This is a genomic window from Aquimarina sp. TRL1, from assembly GCF_013365535.1.
Taxonomy (GTDB): domain Bacteria; phylum Bacteroidota; class Bacteroidia; order Flavobacteriales; family Flavobacteriaceae; genus Aquimarina; species Aquimarina hainanensis.
The window spans coordinates 3,176,267-3,198,228 of sequence record NZ_CP053590.1; the positions used below are offsets into that span (position 1 = coordinate 3,176,267).

Annotated in this window: 21 protein-coding genes; 19 read left to right on the forward strand and 2 right to left on the reverse strand. The window is 35.3% G+C overall.

The genetic code is table 11. The features are described 5' to 3' along the window. Positions 1 to 10: 10 nt before the first annotated feature. Together HN014_RS12840 and HN014_RS12845 are read right to left on the reverse strand one after the other, a co-directional pair. Entirely contained in the window at positions 11 to 604 is a 594-nt protein-coding gene (locus HN014_RS12840; RefSeq protein WP_217704330.1) for a cysteine hydrolase, read from the reverse strand. After that, a complete protein-coding gene (locus HN014_RS12845) occupies positions 601 to 1,068 on the reverse strand; it encodes a nuclear transport factor 2 family protein (protein ID WP_176029262.1) in 468 nt (155 codons plus the stop codon). Before HN014_RS12845 ends, HN014_RS12840 begins: the two co-directional genes overlap by 4 nt. Before the next feature lie 100 nt (positions 1,069 to 1,168). On the opposite strand from HN014_RS12845, the gene HN014_RS12850 reads away from it, so the two are divergent. The 19 genes from HN014_RS12850 to guaB all read left to right on the forward strand — a co-directional run bounded on the left by HN014_RS12850 (position 1,169) and on the right by guaB (position 21,901). Further along, complete coding sequence (locus HN014_RS12850; protein WP_176029263.1) at positions 1,169 to 1,486, forward strand: MerR family transcriptional regulator; 318 nt, start codon at positions 1,169 to 1,171, stop codon at positions 1,484 to 1,486. A 77-nt stretch (positions 1,487 to 1,563) separates the two neighbouring features. Beyond that, positions 1,564 to 2,085: a hypothetical protein gene (locus HN014_RS12855; RefSeq protein ID WP_176029264.1), complete on the forward strand. Its 522-nt coding sequence runs from the start codon at positions 1,564 to 1,566 to the stop codon at positions 2,083 to 2,085. Positions 2,086 to 2,205: 120 nt separating this feature from the next. Then, on the forward strand, positions 2,206 to 3,234 hold the full coding sequence (locus HN014_RS12860; protein WP_176029265.1) for a quinone-dependent dihydroorotate dehydrogenase: 1,029 nt from the start codon (positions 2,206 to 2,208) through the stop codon (positions 3,232 to 3,234). Positions 3,235 to 3,252: 18 nt separating this feature from the next. Beyond that, positions 3,253 to 3,879, forward strand: a complete 627-nt coding sequence (locus HN014_RS12865) for a LysE family translocator (RefSeq protein WP_176029266.1) — start codon at positions 3,253 to 3,255, stop codon at positions 3,877 to 3,879. Positions 3,880 to 3,930: 51 nt separating this feature from the next. Beyond that, positions 3,931 to 4,797, forward strand: coding sequence for a hydroxymethylglutaryl-CoA lyase (locus HN014_RS12870; RefSeq protein WP_176031109.1), 867 nt, complete (start codon positions 3,931 to 3,933; stop codon positions 4,795 to 4,797). Between the two features lie 150 nt (positions 4,798 to 4,947). Then, positions 4,948 to 6,177, forward strand: coding sequence for a DUF4856 domain-containing protein (locus HN014_RS12875; protein WP_176029267.1), 1,230 nt, complete (start codon positions 4,948 to 4,950; stop codon positions 6,175 to 6,177). A 143-nt stretch (positions 6,178 to 6,320) separates the two neighbouring features. Continuing rightward, positions 6,321 to 7,436 carry an imelysin family protein gene (locus HN014_RS12880; RefSeq protein ID WP_176029268.1) on the forward strand — a complete coding sequence of 372 codons (1,116 nt, stop codon included), beginning with the start codon at positions 6,321 to 6,323 and terminating at the stop codon, positions 7,434 to 7,436. An 80-nt stretch (positions 7,437 to 7,516) separates the two neighbouring features. Then, positions 7,517 to 8,878, forward strand: coding sequence for an HTTM domain-containing protein (locus HN014_RS12885; protein WP_176029269.1), 1,362 nt, complete (start codon positions 7,517 to 7,519; stop codon positions 8,876 to 8,878). Then, positions 8,859 to 11,279 carry a TonB-dependent receptor gene (locus HN014_RS12890; protein ID WP_176029270.1) on the forward strand — a complete coding sequence of 807 codons (2,421 nt, stop codon included), beginning with the start codon at positions 8,859 to 8,861 and terminating at the stop codon, positions 11,277 to 11,279. Before HN014_RS12885 ends, HN014_RS12890 begins: the two co-directional genes overlap by 20 nt. Positions 11,280 to 11,335: 56 nt before the next feature. Then, positions 11,336 to 12,289 (forward strand): peptidase, encoded by a 954-nt coding sequence (locus tag HN014_RS12895; RefSeq protein WP_176029271.1) that lies wholly within the window; start codon positions 11,336 to 11,338, stop codon positions 12,287 to 12,289. A gap of 129 nt (positions 12,290 to 12,418) precedes the next feature. Further along, entirely contained in the window at positions 12,419 to 13,465 is a 1,047-nt protein-coding gene (locus HN014_RS12900; protein ID WP_176029272.1) for a Fe(3+) ABC transporter substrate-binding protein, read from the forward strand. Positions 13,466 to 13,530: 65 nt separating this feature from the next. Continuing rightward, positions 13,531 to 15,183 (forward strand): iron ABC transporter permease, encoded by a 1,653-nt coding sequence (locus HN014_RS12905; RefSeq protein WP_176029273.1) that lies wholly within the window; start codon positions 13,531 to 13,533, stop codon positions 15,181 to 15,183. Next, positions 15,184 to 16,185 carry an ABC transporter ATP-binding protein gene (locus HN014_RS12910; protein WP_176029274.1) on the forward strand — a complete coding sequence of 334 codons (1,002 nt, stop codon included), beginning with the start codon at positions 15,184 to 15,186 and terminating at the stop codon, positions 16,183 to 16,185. A gap of 99 nt (positions 16,186 to 16,284) precedes the next feature. Then, entirely contained in the window at positions 16,285 to 16,794 is a 510-nt protein-coding gene (locus HN014_RS12915; RefSeq protein WP_176031110.1) for a ferritin, read from the forward strand. 543 nt (positions 16,795 to 17,337) lie between these two features. After that, a complete protein-coding gene (locus HN014_RS12920; RefSeq protein ID WP_176029275.1) occupies positions 17,338 to 17,787 on the forward strand; it encodes a thioredoxin family protein in 450 nt (149 codons plus the stop codon). 3 nt (positions 17,788 to 17,790) lie between these two features. Beyond that, positions 17,791 to 18,786: an FAD:protein FMN transferase gene (locus HN014_RS12925; protein WP_254883999.1), complete on the forward strand. Its 996-nt coding sequence runs from the start codon at positions 17,791 to 17,793 to the stop codon at positions 18,784 to 18,786. After that, a complete protein-coding gene (locus HN014_RS12930) occupies positions 18,773 to 19,012 on the forward strand; it encodes a DUF4266 domain-containing protein (RefSeq protein ID WP_176029276.1) in 240 nt (79 codons plus the stop codon). The genes HN014_RS12925 and HN014_RS12930 overlap by 14 nt, the downstream gene beginning before the upstream one ends. Before the next feature lie 25 nt (positions 19,013 to 19,037). After that, entirely contained in the window at positions 19,038 to 20,306 is a 1,269-nt protein-coding gene (locus HN014_RS12935; RefSeq protein ID WP_254884000.1) for a DUF3570 domain-containing protein, read from the forward strand. Between the two features lie 122 nt (positions 20,307 to 20,428). After that, on the forward strand, positions 20,429 to 21,901 hold the full coding sequence (gene guaB, locus HN014_RS12940; RefSeq protein ID WP_176029277.1) for an IMP dehydrogenase: 1,473 nt from the start codon (positions 20,429 to 20,431) through the stop codon (positions 21,899 to 21,901). Positions 21,902 to 21,962: the final 61 nt, after the last annotated feature.

Genomic DNA, 21,962 nt, shown 5'->3' on the forward strand with positions numbered 1-21,962 from the left:
AGTGCAGTAATTATAGGGTTAAAAATGTATCTGTATTTATTTGATGTCCAAAATGATGTATGGTGTTGTCAATGAAATATTGGCGTTGTTCTTTTGTAAAAGCAGCAGTTGCATCCAGAAGAACAGTGGTGTTGTACCCTTTATCATGTGCTTCACGCAGTGTGGATTCCACACATACATGGAGTGCATATCCGGCTAAGTATAAATTTTCGATTTTATTATTTCGCAAATACGCATCCAGGTTTGTTCCTGCAAAAGCACTAGCTCCCATTCTTCCTGATATTTCAAACTCTCCTTCTAAGGGGGCGAATTTTGGGTAGAATTTTTCTCCTTCTTCTCCGATAATCCATGTTTGTGCTTTAGGAATAGCAGCTTGCAGTCCTGCTTTTCCTGTACCTCCAAATTCAGGGTATCCTTTGTGTAGTCTAAGTGTGACATGCAGAATATGGATCCCTTTGTTATTTCTAGCGAATTGCAATGCGCTTTCTATTTTTTTTTCGGAGAGTATCAACTGTTCTTCGTCTTCCACAAGTTTCCTTAACTTTCCTGTTGGAGCAAGCCATTCATTTTGACATTCGATTAATAATAAAGCGGTGTTTTTCATAGTACCCATGGGTTTTTAATATGTGAATGATAGATTTTTGTTACAATTTGCCATTGTTTCTCGAATTTTAATAGGGTGATGTAATCTGTAAAGATTAAGGTGTTGTTTCTGTAAAGTTTTAGTTTCACGAAAGCAGCATCCTGTGTAATGTCTATTTGTGCGATTTCTCCTTTGAAATTTCTAAGTCCATTGTTGTGATCCGGACCATTTTTGTATGTTTCAACCATAGTTATCCAGTTTTCTAAAGGAAGCTTTTGAAGTGAGGTGCCTTCTTTATAAAAAATAGCAAAGTCTTTATGATATCCTCTGCGCATTTCTTGAGTTTTCATTGTATTTAATGCTCCGTTTAGGTAACACTCATTAATAAGTAACTTTATTTTTTCTTCTTCCATGCTTGGTTTTTTTTTGGAGCATGCATTTAGTATGATAAAAAGAATAATAAGTAGTGATTGTAGTTTTTGCATAATTATTGTAGTTAATATTCTTTAATTGTAAATAATCTACAATGCAATATTAAATATTTTATTTAAATTAGCGACAATAATTGTAAATAATTTTCAATCTATGGCTAAAAAAGAAGAAGAAGGACTCGCTAGGGCATTTGATTATGAGTTTTTAGAAAAGTTGATTGTAGGGATTGGAGAAGTTGCGAAAATAGCCAACATTCCTACTCGACAATTAAGGTATTGGGAAGAAAAGAATATCATTAAAAGTGTTACAGAAGAAGAGGGGAAGAATAGGCGATATGATTATAAAAACATAAAAAAAATTCTTCTGATAAAAGAATTGATGGATGATGGTTATAGTCTTGATGGAGCGGTGAATAAGGTAGAGAAAAGAATGAAAATGATAGAGGAGTCTTTATCGAAGTTTAAAAAATAAACAGAATCTAATGGGGGGAATGTTTATTTGCTACGACAAATAAACAGTAATATTATTAAAAAAGATAATGAGTTAGTATGAAACCATTGTTAATTCCCCTTTTCTTGTGTGTTTGTATAACTTCTAGTGCTAAAAAATATGATATACAGGACCGTAATGTTATTGATTTTGCAGAGAAAACACTAACAGAGGTTGCTATTGTTGTACCGGTATTAGCGTATAATGAATTTACTTTTTTTAATGGAGATTTTCCTATTAGTAAAGAGTTTTACCTTTTACAAGCTAAGGATATTGTCAGAAAGAAACGAAAAATAGAGGAAATCTGTTTTGCTAATTATGTGATGTTTGAAGGTCAGTATTTTACAAAAACTCCACCGAAAAAAAAGAGTAAATACCGCATGGCTAAAAAAAGATTGCGAGAAATAAGACGACTAAACAGAGCGGTGAATGCTGATCCTGATTTATTGACAGGAAGTAGATTTTGGGACGGGATTATTGAATTTATAGGAGAAGTATTAAGATCTTCTTCAGAAGCATATCCATCTTATTATAAATCCATGTATAGAGATTCTTTTTATGAAGGTGCTCCTGTTCAGTAAAGGTTTTTTTTAGTATTTACAGAAGCGTTATTACACATGGCAAGGAGAAACCGTGTGTAAGAAAATACATTTCTTATTTCTGAGGTAAAGCATTATTTTTGCACCAGAAAAAAAAACTTCATGTATAAAACCCTCGTACGACCAATTCTGTTTCTGTTTGATCCGGAGAAAGTTCACCATTTTACATTTGCTTTTATAAAAATCATTTCCAAGATTCCATTCATGCCTGCATTGTTTAGGAAGATGTATCTGGTAAAGGATAAAAGGTTGGAAAGAGAAGTTTTTGGATTAAAGTTTTCTAATCCGGTGGGATTGGCCGCAGGTTTTGATAAAGAAGCAAAATTATATAATGAGCTGAGTAATTTTGGATTTGGTTTTATCGAAATAGGAACTATTACACCCAAAGCGCAATCAGGAAATCCCAAAACCAGATTATTTCGGTTAAAAGAAGATCAAGGGATTATTAATAGAATGGGCTTTAATAATCAAGGGATAGAAGCTGCAATAAAAAACCTGAAGAAAAGAAATACTAATCTGGTAATAGGAGGAAATATCGGAAAAAATACAGATACTACTCCCGATGATTATACAGCAGATTATGAAGCTTGTTTTAAAGCATTGCATCCATATGTAGATTACTTTGTAGTGAATGTGAGTTGTCCGAATGTAGGGAGTCATGCTAAGCTACAAGATAAAGGATATCTGTTAGAGCTTTTGGGAGGATTGAAAAAGATCAATGCCAAGGAAGCTAGTCCGAAACCTATAGTTCTAAAAATAGCACCAGATCTCAATAACCAGCAATTGGATGAAATTATTGAAGTAGTAAAAGAAACGGGAATTGATGGGGTGATTGCATCAAATACATCAGTGAACAGAACAGGGTTAAAAACTTCTGAAGCCAGATTGAATGCGATAGGAAATGGAGGGCTTAGCGGAAAGCCGATTACGGAAAGAAGTACTCGGGTTATCAAATACCTGTCAGAGCATTCGGATAATGCATTTCCTATTGTTGGGGTGGGAGGGATTCACACCGCAAAAGATGCATTGGATAAATTAGCAGCAGGCGCAACACTTGTACAAGTGTATACAGGTTTTATTTATGAAGGACCTAAGCTTGTCAAAGAGATAAATAAAGCGCTTTTGAAATGATTAAAAATCATTTTTTAGATGAATTATGAAATTTTATACGCCTTCGTTTTTGCGGCGACAATTTTAGCACTGTCTCCTGGTCCAGATAATATCTTTGTTTTGATGCAAAGTATGGTGAATGGAAAAAAATACGGATTAGCAACTGTAGCGGGACTAGTCTCTGGTTGTTTAGTACATACAAGTTTGGTGGCATTTGGAGTGTCTGCGGTTATCAAACAAAGTGAATTGTTGTTTTTTGCAGTAAAATTACTGGGAGCATTGTATCTGTTTTACCTAGCGTATAAGGTTTGGAGAAGTGATGCTGCTATTGATCTTTCAGATGGAGGCGTGCCCAAAAAAAGCCTTGGACAATTGTTTAAACAAGGTTTTTTGATGAATGTACTCAATCCAAAAGTCTCTATTTTTTTTCTGGCATTTTTTCCTGGTTTTTTATTCAGCAATACAATAAGTCATGTTATTCAGTTTTATGTACTGGGATTTCTTTTTATGGCTGTCGCATTTATTGTTTTCGGGTTGATTGCAGTTTTAGCAGGTTTTATCTCAGATTTTATCAGAACCAATAAAAAAGCAACAATTGTTTTAAAATGGGCACAAGTAGTTGTGTTTGCAGGAATCGGAATTTTTATCCTGTTTTCTGGAAAATAATTCTATTTTTATACTCAAAATTCAACATTTTATAGATTCCGACCCCATATGATGGAAGAAAAGGTAAAGCTTATTGAATGTCCCAGAGATGCAATGCAAGGTATTAAAACATTCATTCCCACAGAAAAAAAAGTGCAATACATTCAATCGTTGTTGCAGTGTGGTTTTGATACTATCGACTTTGGGAGCTTTGTGTCCCCCAAGGCGATTCCGCAAATGGTGGATACTGCAGAAGTATTGTCGCGTCTGGATTTATCTGCTACCCAAAGCAAGTTGCTGGCGATTATAGCAAATGTACGGGGAGCCAATGATGCCGTGCAGCATGAGGCGATAAATTATTTAGGGTATCCGTTTTCTATATCAGAGAATTTTCAGATGCGTAATACGCATAAAACAATTGCAGAATCTGTCGATACACTTCAGGAGATTTTAGCTATAGCAGCCCAAAAAAATAAAGAGGTGGTAGCCTATCTTTCTATGGGATTTGGGAACCCCTATGGAGACCCCTGGAATGTGGATATTGTAGGGGAATGGACAGAGAAATTAAGCGCAATGGGGGTGAAAATTTTGTCGCTTTCAGATACCGTAGGAACTTCTACGCCTGATATTATCACGTACTTATATGAGAATCTCATCCCAAAATATCCCGAAATAGAATTTGGAGCACATTTGCATACAACGCCTTCTTCTTGGTTTGAGAAGGTTGATGCAGCTTATAAGGCAGGATGTAGGAGGTTTGATGGTGCAATTCAGGGATTTGGAGGTTGTCCGATGGCAAAAGACGAACTGACAGGGAATATGCCTACAGAAAAAATGCTGTCTTACTTTACAGCTGAAAAAGCAGATGCAAATATCAGGACTATGAGTTTCGAAGCTGCTCATAATGAGGCGACAAAAATATTTTCGGTTTATCATTAAGCCTCTGTTCTGTATTTTACTTATGATGGTTTCGCCATATAGTTTGTAATGTTAATTTAGATTTATTTAACGTAATAGTTTGTTGAGAGTAATTTCTTGAGTATATTTGCTCCCTGTTAATTATTTGTAATAAATCTAAATAAAAAGGGAATGAAAGCACATAACCTATTTAAAATGGCATTTGTATCAGGAGCTATGATCTTGGGATCTTGTTCTTCTGATGATGATAACGGATCTTCAGTACCATCTTTTGATGAGCCGGTAAACTACGTATTTGAACGTGACGGAAAAAGTACAGTGGATTTTGGTGGACAGACTACCAGAATTGCAATGGCAGAAGAAATTATTGACGCTTTTAAAGTGAAAACAACAGAAGAGGCCGCTTTGTTGGCAATGTATGCACACGAAAAAGGAAAAAACGATTTTTCTGACCCTGCGTTAAATGCATCTGATAAAAGTGTAAAAAGTAAAACAGCAGCTTCTACAGATTATTTTGCAGATAATGCACCAGTATCAGCAGAGATTAAAGCAGAATTTGATTCTTGGATTTCAGGGCAGGTAACCGAAGTATTTCCTAATTGGGAAGTAACTGCTGAGGCAGGTAAAGCAGGAGTGATACAAGAAGCAGGTGGTGGAAAAAACCGCTATGTAAATGCAAAAGGTCTTGAATATGATCAGGCATTCGCAAAAAGTTTGATCGGAGGGTTAATGCTTGATCAGGCAATTAACAATTACCTGGGGACAAACGTACTTGATGCGGGTACAAACAAAGAGGATAATGATAATGGAGTAGTAAAAGAAGGTAAGACATATACGAATATGGAGCATAAGTGGGATGAGGCTTATGGATACCTTTATGGAGCATCTGCAGATAAAACAAAACCAAATGAAACTATTGGAGATGCTGATAGCTTCCTTAATAAATATGTAGGGAGAGTAGAAAAAGATACTGATTTTGCAGGGATCGCAGAGACGATTTTTAATGCCTTCAAAAAAGGACGTGCAGCAATCGTAGCGAAGCAATATTCTGTTCGTGATGAGCAAGCGGATATTGTTAAAGAAAACTTATCAAAAGTAATTGGTGTAAGAGCAGTATACTACTTACAACAAGGAAAGAATGGATTAGGTGCTGCTTCTGTGGATTATGGTTCTGTATTCCATGACCTTTCTGAAGGATATGGATTTGTATATAGCTTACAATTCACACAAGATCCTACAACGAATAAGCCTTACTTCTCAAGAGATGAGGTAAAAGGATTATTGAATGATCTAATGGGAGGAACCAATGGATTATGGACAGTAACTCCAGCTACATTGGATAAAATGTCTGAAACAATTGCAGCTAAATTTGGGTTTACTGTTGCGCAGGCAGGAAGTTAATCTATTGGCTTAATTACGTAAAAAATCTTCTTTTCAATGTTTTGAAAAGAATAATATAAAATAAAAGGGGGCTGAATAGGAGTATATTTCAGCCTCTTTTTTTTACATTTGCAAAATCTTATTAAGAATAAATAAGAATAAATATGAAAAAATTAGTAGTATCTGTCTTTGCAATTGCTTTATTAGTAGTCGCTTGTAGCAAAGATGATAACTCAGATGGAGGAGGAAATAGCGACAGTTTTGACAGAAAGGCAATGCTGCAAAATATGGCAGATAATATCATTCTTCCTTCTTACCAGAACTTTAAAACCGCTTTAGGGTCTTTTCAGGAAGCAACTACCACATTTACCACCACTGCTACAAGAGAAAACCTGGTAGCATTGCGATCAAAATGGGTAGATGCATATAAAGCCTGGCAACATGTAAGTATGTTTGAGATCGGAAAAGCAGAAGAGTTAAGGTATAAGGAATTTATGAATATATATCCGACCAATACCACCAATATCAAAAGTAATATTTCGGGAACATATGATCTGACATCAATCTCTCTGCAAGATGAGCAGGGATTTCCAGCATTGGATTATTTGATTAATGGATTAGGAGAATCAGATGCAGATATTTTAGTGTTTTATACGACAGATGGAGAAGCGGCAAATTATAAGAAGTATATGACAGACCTTGTTGCTCGAATGACGACATTAACAGACGAGGTGGTTGGTAGCTGGACAAATGGATACAGAGATACTTTTGTAAACAGTAGTGGGTCTTCTGCTACCAGTTCTCTGGATAAGATGGCTAATGACTATGTATATCATTACGAGAAGAACTTAAGAGCAGGAAAAGTCGGAATTCCAGCAGGTGTTTGGACTGGGACGGCTTCTGATAACAGCGTAGAAGCATTGTACAAAGGGGATTTGTCAAAAGTATTATTGTTAGAAAATCTGACAGCAATGCAAAACTTATTTAATGGAGTTCATTTTGGTAAAACTACAACAGGGGAAAGTTTTAAAACGTATTTGGATTTTCTGAATACACTTAAAAATGAACAAGACTTAAGTAAATTGATTAATAATCAGTTTGATGCTTCCAGAACTGCAATTGATAAACTTGGAGATGATTTTTCTGCACAGGTTAGAAATAATAATGAATCTATGTTGGAAACCTATAGCGTATTGCAAAAAAATGTCCCATTGCTTAAAGTAGACATGTTTTCTGCAATGAGTATTAGAGTGGATTATGTAGACGCAGATGGAGACTAATTAAGATCTTCTTTCTTTTGTAATTGTATATCCTACTAAGGATTGCAACAATAAATGTATTATTAAAATTCATCATCCTGATGAAATACCCCTTAAAAGAATATTTCAAAAAAAATACGGAAGCTGCTTCACTAGCAGTTTTTCGTATTTTTTTTGGAGTAATGATGTTTTTCAGTATTGTACGTTTTTGGAGTTATGGTTGGATTGAAAAACTGTATATAACCCCTACATTCTTTTTCTCTTATTACGGTTTTGATTTTGTAAAACCCTTGGGGGTATATACCTATGGGATATTTGTAATTTGCGGAATAGCTGCTTTGTGTATTGCTTTGGGATACAAGTATAGGATTGCAGCGATTGTATTTTTTCTCAGCTTTACATATATAGAACTAATGGATAAGACTACCTATCTTAATCATTATTACTTTATAAGTTTACTGAGCTTTGTGATGATATTTCTTCCTGCGAATGCATACTATTCTATCGATAGCAAAATAAAAGGAATCTCGTATCAGCAAGTGCCAAAATGGACAGTAGATTCGATAAAACTGATGTTAGGAATTGTCTATTTTTATGCAGGATTGGCTAAGCTGAATTCTGATTGGCTGGTACGTGCAATGCCATTAAAAATTTGGTTGCCTTCTAAATATGATATCCCTGTTATTGGAGGGATGATGGATCAGGAGTGGGTGCATTATCTGTTTAGTTATACAGGGGCTATTTATGACTTGACGATTCCTTTTTTACTTCTATACAAGAAAACAAGAGGAGTTGCATTTTTTATGGTAGTGGTGTTTCATGTACTAACAAGAATCCTGTTCCCTATAGGAATGTTTCCTTATATAATGATTGTTAGTACCTTGATATTTTTTGACCCCTCAGTGCATCATCGAATTATAGCGTTTATCTCTAGATTCTTTAAGATTACTTCTAAAGTAGCTAATACCAAAAAAGCATGGGTAATGCATCCGGTACGAAGTAAGATAATTACCGGAATGTTTGCTCTGTTTTTTATTGTTCAGCTATTGTTCCCCTTTCGATATCTATTGTATCCGGGGGAGTTATTCTGGACAGAAGAAGGATTTCGATTCTCATGGAGGGTGATGTTGATAGAAAAGGCAGGTTATGCCAATTTCAAAATAGTCGATAAGAAAAAAGGAACGTATTTCTATGTCAATAATGATGATTTTCTCACCACGTTTCAACAGAAACAAATGGCGACTCAATCAGATTTTATTTTGCAATATGCACATTATTTAAAGAAACATTTCGAGTCACAGGGACATCAGAATGTCGGGGTTTATGTAGAGAGCTATGTGACATTAAACGGTCGCTTGAGTACTACGTATATCGACCCGGAAGTAGACTTGGGGGAACTAAAAGAATCATTTAAACATAAAACGTGGATTATTCCATTCAAAGATGAAATTAAAGGTTTATAAAATAATTATCGCAATCACGGTATTCGCATTTTCATATACATCATATGGACAGTATGCTATTTCGGGAAAAGTAATTGATACAAAATCCAAAGGAATCCCTGATGCAGATGTGTATAATCAAAATACGGGAGTACATGTAAAAACTGATCAGGAAGGAAAATTTCTGTTTCCTGATGTAAAAGAAGGAAGTTATGTAATCACGGTATTTGGTCTCGCATATGAGATTAGTGAACAACCACTCGATGTTTCCTCAGATACAGAAATAAAGATTGTACTTAAACCTCTGGGAGAAGAACTGTCTGAAGTGTTGATTACACAACGAAAGAAAAAAATATTTGGACTAAAACAATTAAAACCCGTCGAAGGAACGGCTATTTATGCAGGGAAAAAAAGTGAAGTAGTCTTGCTGGAAAACTCTTTGGGAAATCTGGCAGCAAATAATGCCAGGCAAGTATATGCTCAGGTAGTTGGGTTAAATATATATGAGAATAGTATTGGAGGGTTACAGCTTAATATAGGAGGTAGGGGGTTGGACCCTAATAGAACAGCTAATTTTAATACACGTCAGAATGGGTATGATATTAGTGCAGATGTATTGGGCTACCCGGAAAGCTATTATACGCCTCCGGCAGAAGCATTAAGTGAGATTCAGGTGGTCCGGGGAGCTGCATCCTTACAATATGGGACCCAATTCGGAGGGATGATCAACTTTAAAATGAAACAACCGAACCCTGATAAAGAAATAGAATTGGTATCCAGACAAACATTAGGATCATATAATTTATTTACTAGTTTTAATAGTTTAGGAGGAACCAAAGGAAAATTCAGTTACTATGCATATTTTAATTATAAACAAGGAGATGGCTTTAGACCGAATTCTGATTTTGATTCTAAAAATGCCTATGCACATCTGGGATATCAGTTGACAGAAAACACTAAAATAACAGGAGAGTTTACCTATCTGAAATATTTAGCACATCAACCGGGAGGATTGACAGATGACATGTTTGAGGAAGATCCTGCACAAAGTAACAGAACACGAAACTGGTTTGAAGTAGATTGGAAATTGTTTTCCCTCAGGCTGGATCACAAGTTTAGTGATAAAACTGATATGAGTGTAAATTTCTTTGGATTGGATGCTTCTAGATATGCTTTAGGGTTTAGAACAAATAGAGTAGATCAACCAGATGATATTGATGAACCGAGAGATTTGATAACGGGTGATTTTAAAAACTTCGGAGCAGAGGCGAGAGTATTATCCAGATATAATCTCATGGGAGAAGAGTCTATTTTCTTAATAGGAACCAAGTATTATCAAGCAAATAATGACGGACAACAAGGGCCGGGAGATAATGGAACTTCGATTGATTTTGATTTTAAACACGATAAGTTTTCCAGTTATCCTAGCCAATCTAAATTTGATTATCCAAATCTCAATGTGGCAGTATTTGGAGAAAATATTTTTAAGTTCTCAGATAAGTTCTCGGTAACCCCAGGATTTAGATTTGAATACATAAAAACAGAAATAGAAGGAAGCTTCAGAAATATCGTTACAAACCTGGCAGGAGATGTAATTCTGGATGAGACAATTGAAGATAACAGATCCTTGGAACGATCATTTGTATTGTTAGGACTAGGAGCTAGTTATAAGCCATTTGATGGTATGGAACTCTATGGAAATATATCCGAAAACTATAGGTCTGTGACGTTCTCAGATATTAATATAGTAAACCCTTCTTTCAAAATTGATACGGATATACAGGATGAATCAGGATTTACAGCGGATATTGGTGCCAGAGGGAAATTGAATGAAGTGGTTTCTTATGATGTAGGGATTTTTGGGTTGTTCTATAATGATCGTATCGGAGTGATACAACAAGAACAACAAGATGGTGCAGTAAAAAACTTTAGAACCAATGTAGGAGATGCTGTTATTTATGGGATGGAATCTCTGATAGATGTAAACTTGAATAAGGTGCTGTTACAAAATAGTAAAAACACGAGGTTTAATTGGTTTGCTAATACAGCTTTGGTTAATTCCAAGTACCAAAATACAGATAAAGAAGTGGAATTTGTTCCTAATATAAACTTTAAGACAGGAATGTCTTTTGGATATAAAAATTTGGTGACTAGTGTTCAATACTCTTTGTTGACCGATCAGTTTTCTGATGCAGATAATTCGGTAGATCCTAATATTAGCGGAATTATAGGTGTTATTCCATCATATAGCATACTGGATGTTTCAGCTTCTTACACATATAAAATGCTTAAACTGGAAACAGGGATAAATAATTTATTGAACGAAAGCTATTTTACACAACGAGCAACAGGCTATCCAGGACCTGGTATTATACCTTCAGAACCATTGACTTGGTATGTCACCTTGCAATTACAGTTGTAAACAGTAATATAATTCGTCTATGCGCTTTTGGTACATAATAATTGTAATGACTAGGTATGTTTATATCTGAAGTAAAAAGTAATTTAGGAGAAGATATATCTATCTTAATCAGGAAAGACAATCATTCCTGGAATTATTTATGCGAATGTGGAGAGGCTAGTGAGTTAACTGTAAAAGAAATTCAACAAATCAGAGCGATCTTTATAAGTCATACACATATAGATCACTTCGTTAATTTTGATACGATTGTGCGGCATCAGATCGGGATAGAAAGAACAGTTGTGGTTTGTGGTCCCAAAGGAATTAGTGATCAGGTAGCATCCAGACTTAGAGGGTATACCTGGAATTTGGTTGCAGAAAATGCAATTAAGTATCAAATTCGCGAAATATTGGAGGAAGGTCAGGTAAAAACCTATGAAGTGATACCTCCATATTGGAGATTGAAGGAAATAGAAATGGATAGTGAAAATAAAATCTATGAAAATGAAGCTTTTGCGGTTTCATATACCTTATTAGACCATAAAACACCATCTGTAGCATATCGGTTTACAGAACAGGATCGTGTAAAAATATCTTTAGATACCTGTAGCTTTAAAGGAGGAGTATGGGTAGGGGAATTGAAAACCGCATTTGCGAATAACGATGTGGATAGAGAAATAGATGTAGAAGGAACATTGTATAAGGCAGAAGAGTTGTTTTCGTTACTTTGTCTGCAAAAAGGGGATAGCCTGGGGGTAATTATGGATCATGCAGCAAATGAGAGAAATCACCATAAAATCAATAAACTTTTTAAGAACTGCAATACGGTTTTTATAGAGAGTTTTTATAAAAATGAAGATAAAGAACTGGCGGTATTAAATTATCATAGTTATGCCAGAAAATCAGGAGAAATAATGAAAAAAGCAGAAGTAGAAAAAGCAATTCCTGTTCATTTCTCCAGAAAATATAAAGAGAAAGATCTGAAAGCACTTGAAAAAGAGTTTTATGCTGCTTGGAAAGAAGGAGGGTAAAAATACGCTTATTGCAATATATTTGTAATAAAGAATCTTTCTAAAAAGGAATGCAATCTATTTAAAATAGTTCTAAATAAATTATATTTGCATTCGTGATTTAATTATTAATTAAAGATAACATAATCTATGAGGTATTTGATTATTGCTTTTGCACTATTAGTAATTTCTTGTAAAAACGAAAAAAGTCAAAAAGCGGAAACTCCGGAACAAAAAGAAAAAGTAAATGAAGTTAATGTGTATACACATAGACATTATGAATCAGATCAGAAACTATTTGCACTTTTCGAAAAAGAAACAGGAATTAAGGTAAATGTAGTCAATGCGTCAGCAGATGAATTAATACAAAAAATGACAGCAGAAGGAGAGCAGTCTCCTGCCGATGTTTTAATTACAGTTGATGCTGGACGTCTTGTACGTGCGAAACAGAAAGGGTTATTACAGGGAGTAGAATCTCAAATGTTGGAAATTAATATTCCAGAACACTTGAGAGATAAGGATAATCATTGGTTTTCGTTGACGAAGAGAGCAAGAGTTATTGTGTATGCAAAAGATCGTGTAAAACCAGAGGCTTTATCTACGTATGAAAACCTTACCGAAGATGCCTGGAAGAAGAAGGTGTTGATTCGATCGTCTAATAATATTTACAACCAGTCATTACTGGCTTCTATGATTGCTCATAAAGGAGAAGAAGAAGCTACAAAATGGGCAAAAGGGATTGTAGATAATATGGCGAGAACACCGAAAGGAAATGATAGAGATCAGGTAAAGGCTGTAGTTGCTGGAGAAGCGGATGTTGCAATTGTTAATACCTATTATATAGGAAAGCTTCTTAATTCTAAAAATCCAGAAGAAGTAACAGCTGGAGAGGGAGTAGGAATCTTCTTTCCTAATCAATCAGAAAGAGGAGCTCATATCAATGTTAGTGGAGCAGGAATTGCAAAATACGCTCCAAATAAAGAAAATGGGATCAAGTTTATTGAGTTCTTAAGTAGCCCTGCTGCCCAGAAAGTATTTGCGGATTCTAATTATGAGTATCCTGTAAACGCTTCTGTACCAGCATCTGATTTGCTGCAATCCTGGGGGACTTTTAAAGAAGATGTATTGCCATTATCAGCATTGGGAGAAAATAATAAAAAAGCAGTACTTATTTTCGATACAGTAGGATGGAAGTAAAGAGAAGTCATAAGTGTATTTTGATATTGAAAATAATGATGTAATTGAGCAGGCAATAGTAGTAAATGAAAAAAGACACTTCGTATTCTTTATTATATAAAATAAAACGTTTTAAACGAGATATAAATCAGTGGTCAATAGCAACATTGGCCATTGTTTTTATTATAGCATTTCCAGTGATTACAATTTTTTTGAAATTGTTTTCAGGACCTGGAGAAACCTGGGATCATATTGTGGCAACCTTATTGCCAGAATATACAAAAACATCGATAGCCTTAATTATAGGTTGTTCTGTTTTTACACTGATTTTTGGGGTATCGACTGCCTGGATTGTGTCCAGATATGATTTTCCAGGAAGGAAGATGTTAGAGTGGCTATTGATTCTGCCGTTGGCTATTCCTTCCTATATTACAGCATATGCATATGTAGGGGTGTTTGATTATGGAGGAACCTTGGAATTACTCATGGAATCTGTAAATATAACATTACCTAAAATCGATATTATGAATACGTATGGGCTAATTTTTGTTCTTAGTTTTTCATTATATCCATATGTGTATGTCAGTGCACGTGCCGTCTTTTTGCATCAGGCTGGGAATTTGATAGAAGCTTCAAAGTTATTAGGAGCTGGAGAGTTAAAAACATTTTTTAAGGTTGTATTTCCTCTGGCCAGACCAGCAATTATCGGAGGATTGATTTTAGTACTGATGGAAGTATTAAACGATTATGGAGCAGCAAAATATTATGGAGTAAGTACATTTACTGTTGGGATTTTCAGATCCTGGTTTTCTTTAGAAGAACCTGATACGGCAGTATACCTTTCTGCGATACTAATTGTTATTATTTTTGGGTTAATTGTATTGGAGCGATTTCAACGACGAAAAAAGAAATATCATAATGCCTCAAAATCCAATAGACCTCTCTGTCGTAAAAATAGTAAGGGAGTGCAGAAAATAGGACTTATATGTTGGGTAGGGATTCCGGTTTTTATAGGTTTTTTGATTCCTGTAGCTCAATTGTTATACTGGGCAGTATTAACCTATACAGATGTATTTTCAGTAGCTTTTTTTTATACAGCGTTGCAAAGTTTGGGGATCGCAATATTATCAGCAGTTATTACAGTGATAATCGCTTTAAAGCTGATTTACTTTACCCGATGGAATAAGATAAAACAAATAAACCTCGTCGCCAAGATGAGTACCTTAGGATATGCGATTCCGGGAGCAGTGATTGCTGTTGGAGTGATGATTCCAACACTGTTTATTGATAAGTGGCTGTATCGCGTGCTCAGAGAAGCATTTTCTTGGGAAGTAGGTTTGTTGATTAATGGAACAATCATAGGATTGATATATGCATATGCAGTTCGGTTTTTGGCAGTAGCCTATTCTCCCATAGAGGGTAGTGTGTCGAAAGTAGGAGAAGGGATATCTGAATCTTCAATGATGTTGGGAGCAGGAAGGTGGAGAACTTTTTTTTCGATTGATATTCCTCTGATTAAAAAAGGTATGTGGAGTGCGGTTTTACTAGTGTTTGTAGATATTATGAAAGAGCTACCTCTAACGCTGATTCTAAAACCATATGGAGTAACCACACTAGCTGTCAAAGCTTATGAATATGCCAGTGATGAGATGATTGCAGAAGCAGCATTACCCTCATTATGTGTAATCCTTACCGGAATTCTGCCAGTGATATTTTTAAACCGATTAATAACCAAATAAATGAGTTTGTTAAAAATACATAACCTTAGTAAGTCTTTTGATAATGGAAAAACAAAAGTTCTTGATACGGTTTCTTTTGAACTAGAAAAAGGACGTGTATTGACAATCGTAGGGGAAAGTGGAAGTGGAAAAACAACCCTGATTCGTTTGATTGCCGGATTAGAAACTCCGGATGATGGAATTGTCGAGCTAAATGATACAGTACTATCTTCTGTAGATATAATGGTACGTGCAGAGAAAAGAAATGTAGGTTTGGTTTTTCAGGATTATGCATTATTTCCGCATAAGACGGTGCAAGAAAATATAATGTATGGAATTCATAAACAACATGATAAAAAAGAACGAGTAGCTGAGGTTCTGGAATTGGTAGGATTGTCTGGTTTCGAAAGTAGATATCCGCACCAGTTATCCGGTGGACAGCAACAACGGGTGGCATTAGCCAGAGCATTAGCACCTCGCCCCGAAGTGTTAATCCTTGATGAACCTTTCAGTAATCTGGATGTTATTCTCAAAGACCAGTTGAGAAGAGAGATTTTTGAAATCATTCATAAGACAGGCGTAACAGCAATTTTTGTAACACATGATACAGATGATGCTCTTTCTGTGTCTGATAGTATTATTGTTCTGCAAAAAGGGAAAATGATTCAGAATGCTACAGCATTTGAGCTTTTTAATGCTCCTAAGACTCCGTATGTAGCTTCTCTGTTTAGTGCAGTGGTTAATTTTACAACAAAAGAATTAGAAGAGTTTAGATATCCGGCATCTGAAAGTACTTCTTACATGCTGAGAACTTCAAGTTTTCGAATAGAAGAAGATACGGATTATTCAGTAACAGCACGAGTGCTCTCCGTTCTCTTTATGGGAGCATATTACCAGATTTCTGTAGAGACTCCCCAAGGGAATCTTTATACTATTTGTTCCTCAAATGATTATCAAAATAAAAACATAACAATAGGATTTAATCAACCTGACATATTTCATTTTGAACGTCAGATTAATTAAAATAGTCTGAGTATAAATTAGTCTGATTTATACTTTAAAACCAATGAAAACGCTACAAAAACCGTAATTTAGTTAAATCAAATAGAAATGAGACAAGATATGATACCTGAAATAGAAAAATCGTTAAACGATCAGATAAAACACGAAGCAAAAGCTTCTGCGCAATATTTAGCGATGGCGTGTTGGGCAGATGCACAAGGATATAATGGGATAGCCGAATTTTTCTACACACAGTCTGAAGAAGAACGTGCCCATATGACCAAATTGGTTAAATTTATTAATGAAAGAAGTGGGACCGCAATTATTCCTGCTTTGGATAAGCCTAGAGCAGAGTTTGATTCATTACTACAGCTTTTTGAAATATTCTTGGAGCATGAAGAATTTGTTACAGCACAAATTAATGACGTAATTTTCAAGTGCCTGGAGTATAAAGATTACAATGTGCATAACTTTATGCAATGGTATGTTTCTGAGCAGTTAGAAGAAGAAGCTACGGCCAGAACATTGCTGGATAAATTAAAAATTATAGGAGATGATAAGTCTGGACATTATTTGTTCGATAGAGACATTAATACATTTAATGTAGCCTCTGAACAAGGAAATCAATAAGACAGTATTCCTACTCCTTATAGGTATATAATTGATAGTGATAAAGATCACTTGATAAATTAAAAAGATTCTTTTTGTAAGAATCTTTTTTTTTGCTTTATTTGCACTTTATTTAGATTCAATAAAAACTAAAGAAGTGCAGAATATAGAAATTTCATCAGTACATACTCCTTGTGTTATGTTTTCTTGTGAGGGGTATAGTTGCGGAGGAAAAAAGAAAAAATGTTGTAAGAAATACAAAAAGAAAGGAAAGACAAACTGTAAGAAATGCCCTAAACTTTAATTTTTTTTAACGTGTATAATTTTTCGTTTCGATAACGAAATCATAAACAAGCTTTTTAGGAAGATTGTAGTAAAAATAAAAGCAATGTGATTTGTCTAAATCACATTGCTTTTATTTTTTTGAGTAGATTTGAGTAAATAGAAACGGAGGGGATGAAAATTAATACATACGAAAAAGAATGTTCTTTTCGTTGAAAGATAGAATAGCGATTACAGAAGAGAATTATGATTAAAATGTTTATAGAATCAATAAGAAGAGGGATGAAAAAAAATAGTACACTTGTATGTTTATTTTTGTTGTCTACTAGTCTGTTGATAGGTCAGGAAACTGACTGGAAAAGCAATTTTGATGAATCGAAAAAAGAAGCTGTCGAAAACAATAAAAACATAGTGTTGGTTTTTGCTGGATCTGATTGGTGCGCCCCTTGTATAAAACTTGAAAAATATATTCTGAATACGGAAGAATTTATTGCTCTGGCGACAAAAGATTTTGTTTTGATAAAAGCAGATTTTCCAAGAAAAAAGAAGAATCAGTTGTCTGAAGAAATACAAGAACAAAACAGGGGATTAGCAGAAAAATATAATAAGAGCAATGGATTTCCGTTAGTGGTGGTCTTGGATCCACATGGAAGAAAATATGGAGAACTAGGATATAAAAAAGTAACTCCTGAAATGTACTTAAAAGAATTGCAAGCCTTAATACCGTATTAATCATTGAAATCAGTTACTGTTTTTGTCGCTTTTTTATGTTGGGTTTCCCAGAGTTATTCTCAGGAAATATTCAAAAAGAATTTTTCTTTGATGGGAAGTCAGTTCGATATCACACTGGTCGCATCCAATGAGATAGAAGCAGCTCAATTTATAGAAGCAGCCATAGGTGAAATGAAACGCATCGAAAAATTGATTTCTTCCTGGGATAATAATTCTCAGACATCTTTAATCAATAAAAATGCAGGAGTAGCTGCTGTAAAAGTATCAAGGGAACTGTATGATCTGATTGAACGATCTATAGCGATATCAAGGCTAACAGACGGAGCTTTTGATATCACATATGCTTCTATGGATGCTATCTGGAAGTTTGATGGAAGTATGCGTGAAATGCCATCAGAAAAAGAGATAGTCAAATCAGTTGCGTATGTAGGTTATAAAAATATTGTATTGGATTCGAATCTATCCACTGTTTTTCTGAAACAACAAGGGATGAAAATAGGATTTGGAGCTATAGGGAAAGGATATGCTGCAGATAAAGCAAAAAAACTACTACAGTCCAGGGGAGTGATCGCTGGTATCATAAATGCATCTGGCGATATGAATACCTGGGGAAAGAAACCCAATGGAGAAGATTGGACAGTAGCCATAAAGAATCCAATGGCAAAACAACAGGTTTTTGCAACATTACCTATAAAAAACAGAGCAGTGGTTACTTCTGGAGATTATGAAAAGTATGTAAAGCTAGATGGCAAAAAGTATACACATATTATAGATCCCAGAACAGGGTATCCTTCTTACGGTATTGTAAGTGTTACAGTTTTTGCACCTGGAGCAGAAATGGCTGATGCTCTGGCAACTTCTGTCTTTGTGATGGGGAAAGCGGTCGGAATCGATAGGATAAATCAATTAAATGGAGTAGATTGTATTATCATAGATGATAAAGGGATGGTATATACATCAAACCACATAAAAATCAATAAGGAATATGAAAAAAAATAAAGTAAGGTTACTAGCTGTTATATATAAGGTTGTTGTGGTTTGTATTGTTTTTATATGCTATTCATGTGTTACTGTTAAGGAGTATGAGAAAGTACGGATTAACGATCCCGATATGGAATTGGCCTCTCGAAAAATAAAAAGATTTCGAACGAATTTTCAAGCGTATAGAGAAGCGGCTGTAGGAGCCAATGGGGGGAAAACCGGAGGAGGTTGTGGGTGTAATTAATCTTGACATAAAAAAATATACGCAAGTGAGGAAATTATCTTTTCAAATACAGTGGATTATTTTTGTTTTTGTGATTGGAAGTATGACGATGAAAGCACAGCAATCACAGGATTCTGTAGCAGTGACTCCTTATAAGAAAAGAGTACTGGAAACAACAGAGATTGATTTTTTGATGAGTTATTATACACAAGAAGGAGATAATGCAGCAGTTACAGGAGGAAGAGGAACAGAAGAGTTGGTAGATACAAACCCGGCTATTGTAGTAACGATTCCGTTAAATGATGATGATATACTGGCAATTGACGGAAGTGTGTCTGCTTATTCATCTGCATCATCCAGTAATGTGAACCCGTTTGATGGAGAGAACAGAGCTGATCCTTTTGTAGCATCTTCGGGAGCTTCACAAAATGATGTGTTAGTAACATTGTCCGCAGCATATACTCATCATAGTGATGATCGAAATACAATTTGGTCTGCTAACGTATCCGTAGCTAATGAGTATGATTATTCCTCTGTAGGGGGAGGAGCAGGTTTTACAAAATTATTTAATGAAAAAAATACAGAGTTTACTATAAAAGGAAATGTGTTTTTAGATACCTGGAAATTAATTTATCCGTCTGAGTTAAGAGATAATCCTTCCTTTGAACCATTTACAAATAATAAAAGAAACTCATATGCCATAGGAGCAAACTTCTCTCAGATATTATCCAAAAATATGCAGGGGATGTTGAGTGTGGATGTAATCTTTCAGGAAGGAGTATTGTCAACCCCTTTCCAAAGAATACAGTTTGCTGATGTGGAAGATGTTGTTATACAGGATTTTACCTATGGAGATGATGTGGAGAGATTGCCAGATCAGAGAGTAAAAGTAGCACTAGGAGGACGATTGCATTATTATCTTAATGAGCGGATTGTCTTGAGAAATTTTTATAGGTACTATACTGATGACTGGGGGATTAAAGCACATACTGCTTCTATAGAAATACCATTCAAAATTTCGGATATGTTTACCTTATATCCGTCTTACAGGTTTTATAAGCAGACTGCAGCAGATTATTTTGCACCATTTAATAAGCATTTGTCCTCAGAAGAATATTATACTTCGGATTATGATTTGTCTGAATTTAACGCCAATCAATTTGGTTTTGGAATAACCTATACAGATATTCTTACGCAGATGCGTATATGGAAATTGGGAGTAAAAAATATTGATTTGAGATACAGCTTGTATGAGCGGAATACCGGTTTACGGGCAAACTTGATTTCCGGGGGAGTTACGTTTGTTGTAGAGTGAGAAAAATATATCTTTTTGGTGCTCTAAGTAGATGCAATTCATCTTTTATCAAAAAAAAAGCTATCTGTCAGGTATTCGATTAAAAAAGACATATATTTGCACGCAATTAAATCTTAATTGCCATGACTGCACACGATTCAAAAATCCTTGGAGAGGGATTAACATACGATGATGTATTATTAGTTCCAGCCTTTTCAGAAGTTCTTCCTAGAGAAGTAAATATCCAAACAAAATTCACCAGAAATATAACGATGAATATTCCTGTTATTTCTGCTGCTATGGATACGGTAACAGAAAGCCGTATGGCAATTGCGATGGCACAAGAAGGAGGAATAGGTGTGTTGCATAAAAATATGACAATTGCTGAGCAAGCGACTAAAGTTCGCAAGGTAAAGCGAGCAGAAAGCGGGATGATTATAGATCCAGTCACATTACCCCTGACTGCAAAGGTAGAAGATGCAAAAAATAATATGCGGGAGCATAGTATTGGAGGAATTCCTATTGTAGATGAAGCAGGTAAGTTATTAGGAATTGTGACCAATAGAGATTTGCGATTTGAGAAAAATAATCAGCGCCCTATTGCAGAGGTCATGACGAGTGAGAATCTGGTAACAGCAGCGGAAGGAACTTCGTTACAGGAAGCAGAAGTGATCTTACAAGATAATAAAATCGAGAAATTGCCAGTAGTTAATGATGATAATACGCTGGTAGGATTAATCACTTTCAGAGATATTACAAAGCTTACATTAAAACCTATCGCGAATAAGGATAAGCTAGGACGTCTTCGTGTAGCTGCCGCTATTGGAGTTACCGGAGATGCTGTGGAGAGAGCAGAAGCTTTGGTAAAAGCAGGAGTAGATGCAGTAGTTATTGATACGGCACATGGACATACTAAAGGAGTTGTTTCTGTACTAAAAGAAGTAAAAGCTAAATTTCCTGAATTAGAAGTTATCGTTGGAAACATTGCCACAGCAGAGGCAGCAAAATATTTGGTAGATGCAGGAGCTGATGCAGTAAAAGTGGGAATTGGTCCAGGATCAATATGTACTACCAGAGTTGTAGCAGGAGTGGGGGTACCGCAATTCTCAGCTGTACTGGAAGTAGCAGCAGCTATAAAAGGATCAGGAGTTCCGGTAATTGCTGATGGAGGAATTCGATATACAGGAGATATCCCAAAAGCGATTGCTGCAGGAGCTGATTGTGTTATGTTAGGATCTCTTTTGGCAGGTACTACAGAATCTCCGGGAGAAACGATTATCTATGAAGGAAGAAAGTTTAAGACATACCGTGGAATGGGATCGGTGGAAGCTATGAATAAAGGTTCTAAAGACCGTTATTTTCAGGATGTGGAAGATGATATAAAAAAGCTGGTTCCAGAAGGAATTGTAGGAAGAGTAGCTTATAAAGGAGATTTGCTAGAAAGTATTCATCAATTTATAGGTGGACTTAGAGCAGGAATGGGATATTGTGGGGCAAAAGATATTGAGGCACTACAGAACAATGGTCGTTTTGTGAAAATTACAGCTAGTGGAATTCATGAAAGCCATCCACATGATGTGACAATTACTAAAGAAGCACCTAATTATAGCAGATAATAGGGACTTACTAAAATACAATTATTAAAAATCGCGAAGCTAAACACTTCGCGATTTTTTT